Origin of the sequence: Streptomyces sp. NPDC059003, assembly GCF_042740445.1 — a bacterium.
Taxonomy (GTDB): Bacteria; Actinomycetota; Actinomycetes; order Streptomycetales; family Streptomycetaceae; genus Streptomyces.
The window spans coordinates 1-5,393 of record NZ_JBHYJH010000119.1 but is presented as its reverse complement, the minus strand read 5'-3'; the positions used below and the strand labels follow the sequence as shown (position 1 = coordinate 5,393).

General features: G+C 70.2%; 6 protein-coding genes. All 6 read left to right on the top strand.

What is annotated here, in order from left to right:
• The first annotated feature begins 343 nt into the window (after window positions 1–343).
• The 6 genes from ACFWZ5_RS31965 (at window position 344) to ACFWZ5_RS31940 (ending at window position 5,334) form a co-directional block, all read left to right on the top strand.
• Window positions 344–1,468, top strand: coding sequence for an LCP family protein (locus ACFWZ5_RS31965; RefSeq protein WP_384805969.1), 1,125 nt, complete (start codon window positions 344–346; stop codon window positions 1,466–1,468).
• A 170-nt stretch (window positions 1,469–1,638) separates the two neighbouring features.
• On the top strand, window positions 1,639–1,863 hold the full coding sequence (gene rpmE, locus ACFWZ5_RS31960; protein WP_384805967.1) for a 50S ribosomal protein L31: 225 nt from the start codon (window positions 1,639–1,641) through the stop codon (window positions 1,861–1,863).
• 126 nt (window positions 1,864–1,989) lie between these two features.
• Window positions 1,990–3,066, top strand: coding sequence for a peptide chain release factor 1 (gene prfA, locus ACFWZ5_RS31955; protein WP_384805965.1), 1,077 nt, complete (start codon window positions 1,990–1,992; stop codon window positions 3,064–3,066).
• A gap of 41 nt (window positions 3,067–3,107) precedes the next feature.
• Window positions 3,108–3,953 carry a peptide chain release factor N(5)-glutamine methyltransferase gene (prmC, locus tag ACFWZ5_RS31950; protein ID WP_384805963.1) on the top strand — a complete coding sequence of 282 codons (846 nt, stop codon included), beginning with the start codon at window positions 3,108–3,110 and terminating at the stop codon, window positions 3,951–3,953.
• Window positions 3,954–4,009: 56 nt separating this feature from the next.
• Complete coding sequence (locus tag ACFWZ5_RS31945; protein WP_384805961.1) at window positions 4,010–4,657, top strand: L-threonylcarbamoyladenylate synthase; 648 nt, start codon at window positions 4,010–4,012, stop codon at window positions 4,655–4,657.
• A complete protein-coding gene (locus tag ACFWZ5_RS31940; protein ID WP_384805959.1) occupies window positions 4,654–5,334 on the top strand; it encodes a protein-tyrosine-phosphatase in 681 nt (226 codons plus the stop codon). The genes ACFWZ5_RS31945 and ACFWZ5_RS31940 overlap by 4 nt, the downstream gene beginning before the upstream one ends.
• Window positions 5,335–5,393 lie beyond the last annotated feature (59 nt).

Below are 5,393 nucleotides of genomic sequence, written 5' to 3'. Positions count from 1 at the left end.
AGCTGGCTGACCTGATGGGCCGGTCCCTTCATCCGCGGGGCCCGGCCCTTCCGTATGCCGGGCGGGGCGCTGTCGCGACTGAGCCGTCATGGCTGGGCCAAGAGACCTTGACCACACGTCTAAGAGATCCTCACGATTACGCGCAGTAGCTTGGCAAAGTACAAAAATGCAGGTGGGAGGCCTGTGAGGGGCCGAGCCTGACACGGTGCGTAGGCGCGGGGCGCCGGGGCGCACACAGGGCGCTGTGCAACCCTTCTTTCGGTTTTCACGTCTGACTAGTGACGAAAAGCCACGCCTGACCCTGAAAGCAGGGGGTAGCCGACAGACGAGGACTGAGGAGCGCATGACGGACGACAGCAGGCCCGGGGACGCGACGCCGAAACACCGCGGCAAGCGTGGCCGGCGTCGCAAGCCGCGCAGCACGCGCAAGAAGGCCCTCGTCATCACGGCCTGGACCGCGCTCGGCGTGGCCGTGCTCGGCGGCACCGGCCTCGGCTACGTCTACTTCAAGCTCAACGGCAACATCAAGGGCGTCGACATCAACGCCGCGCTCGGCACCGACCGGCCCGACGACATCGACAACGGCTCCCTCGACATCCTCGTCCTCGGCTCCGACTCGCGCTCCGGCAAGAACTCCAAGTACGGCAAGGACGAGGGCGCGGCCCGCTCCGACACCGCGATGATCGTCCACGTCTACAAGGGCCACAAGAAGGCCAGCGTGGTCTCCATACCCCGCGACACCCTCATCACCCGGCCCGAGTGCCAGGCCAAGGACGACGACAGCAAGGTCGACCCGGGCGGCCAGCGCCAGATGTTCAACACGGCGTACGAGGTCGGCGGCCCCGCCTGCGCGGTGAAGACCGTCGAGAAGATGTCCGGCATCCGCATGGACCACTACATAGAAGTCGACTTCACGGGCTTCAAGAAGCTGATCGACACCCTCGGCGGCGTGGACATCACCACCAAGCAGCCGATCAAGGACAAGGACAGCCACCTCGACCTGCCGGCCGGCGACCACAAGCTCAACGGGGAGCAGGCCCTCGGCCTCGTCCGCACCCGGCACGGCGTCGGCGACGGCAGCGACCTCGGCCGCATCCAGCTCCAGCAGGCCTTCATCAAGGCCCTGATCAACCAGGTCAAGGACATCAACCTCTTCGGCAACCCGAAGAAGCTCTACGACCTCGCGGACTCCTCGACGAGCGCCATCACCACCGACTCCGACCTGGACTCGGTCAAGGACCTGGCGAGCTTCGCCAACGGCCTCAAGGGCATCGGCTCGGGCGACATGAAGATGGTCACGCTGCCCATCCAGTACGACCCGGCCGACCGCAACCGCGTCATTCCCCTCGAAGAGGCCGACCAGCAGGTCTGGGACGCCCTCAGGTCGGACAAGCCGATCCCCAAGTCGGCCACCGACAAGTCCGCGGGCGACAAGGGCGCCGCGGGCAAGGTCGTGACCAGCGAATAAGCCGGAATCACGGCCCGCAGACGCCCGCCGGGCGGCCCTGGGGAATACTTCCGGGCCGCCCCCGGTTTGGGCAGATGCGGCCGGTCCTGGCAGACTGGTCCGTCGGCCCCGGTTCACGCACCCGCATCCCGCGCGTGCGACCCGGCGCCCTCCCGAAACTAGGAGACACCTTGAAGCGCGACATCCACCCCGAGTACGTCGAGACGCAGGTCAGCTGCACCTGTGGCGCGTCGTTCAGCACCCGCAGCACGATCCAGGGCGGCACCATCCGCGCTGAGGTCTGCTCCGAGTGCCACCCGTTCTACACGGGCAAGCAGAAGATCCTCGACACCGGTGGCCGTGTGGCCCGCTTCGAGGCCCGCTTCGGCAAGGCTGCCGGCTCCGCCAAGAAGTAGCGAGCCAACTGCGCCGGTCTTCGGCCGCCCTCGTCCGGGGGCGGCCAGGACCGGCGTTTGCCGTCTGTCGCCCAAGCAGCCCTTTCCGCGAGCCGAGCTCGCGTACCGAAAACCAGGAGCCCGAAGATGTTCGAGGCGGTCGAGGAACTGATCGGTGAGCACGCCGATCTGGAGCAGAAGCTCGCCGACCCTTCGGTCCACGCGGACCAGGCCAACGCGCGCAAGCTCAACAAGCGCTACGCCGAGCTGACCCCGATCGTCGGGACGTACCGCACCTGGAAGCAGCTCGGCGACGACATCGACACCGCCCGTGAGCTCGCGGCCGACGACCCCGACTTCGCCGCCGAGGTCAAGGAGCTGGCCGAGCAGCGCGAGGCGGTCACCGAGAAGCTGCGCCTGCTGCTCGTGCCGCGCGACCCCAGCGACGACAAGGACGTCATCCTGGAGATCAAGGCGGGCGCGGGCGGCGACGAGTCGGCGCTGTTCGCCGGCGACCTGCTGCGCATGTATCTGCGGTACGCCGAGCGCGTCGGCTGGAAGACCGAGATCATCGACGCCACCGAGTCCGAGCTGGGCGGCTACAAGGACGTCCAGGTCGCCGTGAAGACCAAGGGCGGCCAGGGCGCCACCGAGCCCGGCCAGGGCGTGTGGGCCCGCATGAAGTACGAGGGCGGCGTGCACCGCGTGCAGCGCGTGCCGTCGACGGAGTCGCAGGGCCGCATCCACACCTCCGCGGCCGGCGTGCTCGTCACGCCCGAGGCCGAGGAGGTCGACGTCGAGATCCACGCGAACGACCTGCGGATCGACGTCTACCGCTCCTCGGGCCCCGGCGGCCAGTCCGTCAACACCACCGACTCCGCGGTGCGCATCACGCACATTCCCACCGGAGTCGTCGCCTCCTGCCAGAACGAGAAGAGCCAGCTGCAGAACAAGGAGCAGGCGATGCGTATCCTGCGCTCCAGGCTTCTCGCTGCGGCCCAGGAGGAGGCGGAGAAGGAGGCCGCGGACGCCCGCCGCAGCCAGGTCCGCACCGTCGACCGCTCCGAGAAGATCCGCACGTACAACTTCCCGGAAAACCGCATCTCCGACCACCGCGTCGGGTTCAAGGCGTACAACTTGGACCAGGTGCTCGACGGCGACCTCGACGCGGTCATCCAGGCCTGCGTCGACGCGGACTCCGCCGCGAAGCTCGCCGCCGCGTAAGCCCGCACCCGTACGTACCCGCTAAGCCCCGGAGGACCAGCGTGAACCTGCTGCTCGCGGAAGTGGCCCAGGCCACCCAGCGGCTGGCCGACGCCGGCGTGCCCTCGCCGCGCAATGACGCCGAGGAGCTCGCCGCCTTCGTGCACGGCGTGAAACGGGGCGAGCTGCACTCCGTCAAGGACGCCGACTTCGACGCCCGCTACTGGGAGGCCATCGCGCGCCGCGAGGCCCGCGAACCGCTCCAGCACATCACCGGGCGTGCGTTCTTCCGGTACCTGGAGCTCCAGGTCGGTCCGGGCGTCTTCGTGCCGCGCCCGGAGACGGAGTCGGTCGTCGGCTGGGCCATAGACGCGGTCCGCGCGATGGACGTCGTCGAGCCGCTGATCGTCGACCTGTGCACCGGCAGCGGCGCCATCGCCCTCGCGCTCGCCCAGGAGGTGCCGCGCTCGCGCGTGCACGCCGTGGAGCTGTCCGAGGACGCCCTGAACTGGACCCGCAAGAACGTCGAGGGCTCCCGCGTCACCCTGCACGCGGGTGACGCGCGCACGGCCCTGCCGGAGCTCGACGGCCAGGTCGACCTGGTCGTCTCCAACCCCCCGTACATCCCGCTCACGGAGTGGGAGTACGTTGCGCCGGAGGCACGGGACTACGATCCCGAACTCGCCCTGTTCTCCGGGGAGGACGGCCTCGACCTGATCCGCGGCATCGAGCGCACCGCGCACCGGCTGCTGCGGCCCGGCGGAGTCGTCGTGATCGAGCACGCCGACACGCAGGGCGGTCAGGTGCCGTGGATCTTCACGGAGGAGCGGGGCTGGGCCGACGCCGCGGACCACCCCGACCTGAACAACCGGCCGCGGTTCGCGACCGCCCGCAAGGCGCTGCCGTAATGACGACGGCGACGAAGAAGACGATGTACCCGTACGTGTGCGAGGAGGCCCGCTAGATGGCACGGCGATACGACACCAACGACGCGACCGACCGCGCGACCGGTCTGCGCGAGGCCGCGTCCGCCGTCCGCCGTGGCGAGCTGGTCGTCCTGCCCACGGACACCGTGTACGGCGTCGGCGCGGACGCCTTCAGCGCGGAGGCCGTCGCCGACCTCCTGGACGCCAAGGGGCGCGGCAGGAACATGCCGACTCCCGTCCTCATCGGCTCCCCGAACACCCTGCACGGCCTCGTCACGGACTTCTCCGAGGTCGCCTGGGAGCTCGTCGACGCCTTCTGGCCCGGCGCGCTCACGCTCGTCGCCAGGCAGCAGCCGTCGCTCCAGTGGGACCTGGGGGACACCCGTGGCACCGTCGCCATCCGCATGCCGCTGCACCCCGTCGCCATCGAGCTCCTGACGGACGTCGGCCCCATGGCCGTCTCCTCCGCCAACCTCAGCGGGCACCCGGCGCCCGAGGACTGCGACGCCGCCCAGGAGATGCTGGGCGACTCGATCTCCGTCTACCTGGACGGCGGCCCGACCCCCGGCATCGTGCCGTCCTCGATCGTCGACGTGACCGGCAAGGTTCCCGTGCTGCTCCGTGCGGGCGCGCTGGACGCGGACGAGCTCCGCAAGGTCGTCCCCGACCTCGAGGTGGCCAATTGACAGCCCCTGAGACGGGGCGTGGCATAGCGGGCCTCCAGGACCCGGCCCAGGACACCGGAGCCCCCGGTTCCGTCGGCACCTTCCGCATCCTCCACGTCAGTACCGGCAACGTCTGCCGCTCGCCGATCACCGAGCGGCTCACCCGGCATGCCCTCGCCGCCCGGCTCGGCGACCCGGACGCCGGGGGGCTCGTCGTGGAGAGCGCGGGCACGTGGGGCCACGAGGGCGCGCCCATGGAGACCAACGCCGAGACCGTCCTCGCGGACTTCGGCGCGGACGCCTCCGGGTTCGTGGGCCGTGAGCTCCTCGACGACCACGTGATCCGGGCCGACCTGGTGCTCACGGCCACCCGGGACCACCGGGCGCAGGTCATCTCCATGGGGCACTCCGCGGGGCTGCGGACCTTCACGCTCAAGGAGTTCACCCGGCTCGTCCGTGCCATAGATCCGGCCACGCTGCCCGATCCCGACGGGTCCGACGCCGTCGTCGAGCGGGCGCGGGCCCTGGTGCGGGCCGCGGCCGCCCTCCGCGGCTGGCTCCTCGCCCCCAACGTCGAGGCCGACGAGGTCTACGACCCCTACGGCGCGCCCCTCCCGTTCTTCCGCTCCGTCGGCGGCGAGATCCAGCAGGCCCTGGATCCGGTGGTGACGGCGCTGACGGGGGTACCGCGGTCGTAGTCCGTCGCGGGGGCGCCCCAGACCCGCCCCTTCCCGAAACTAGGGGGCTCCGCCCCCTA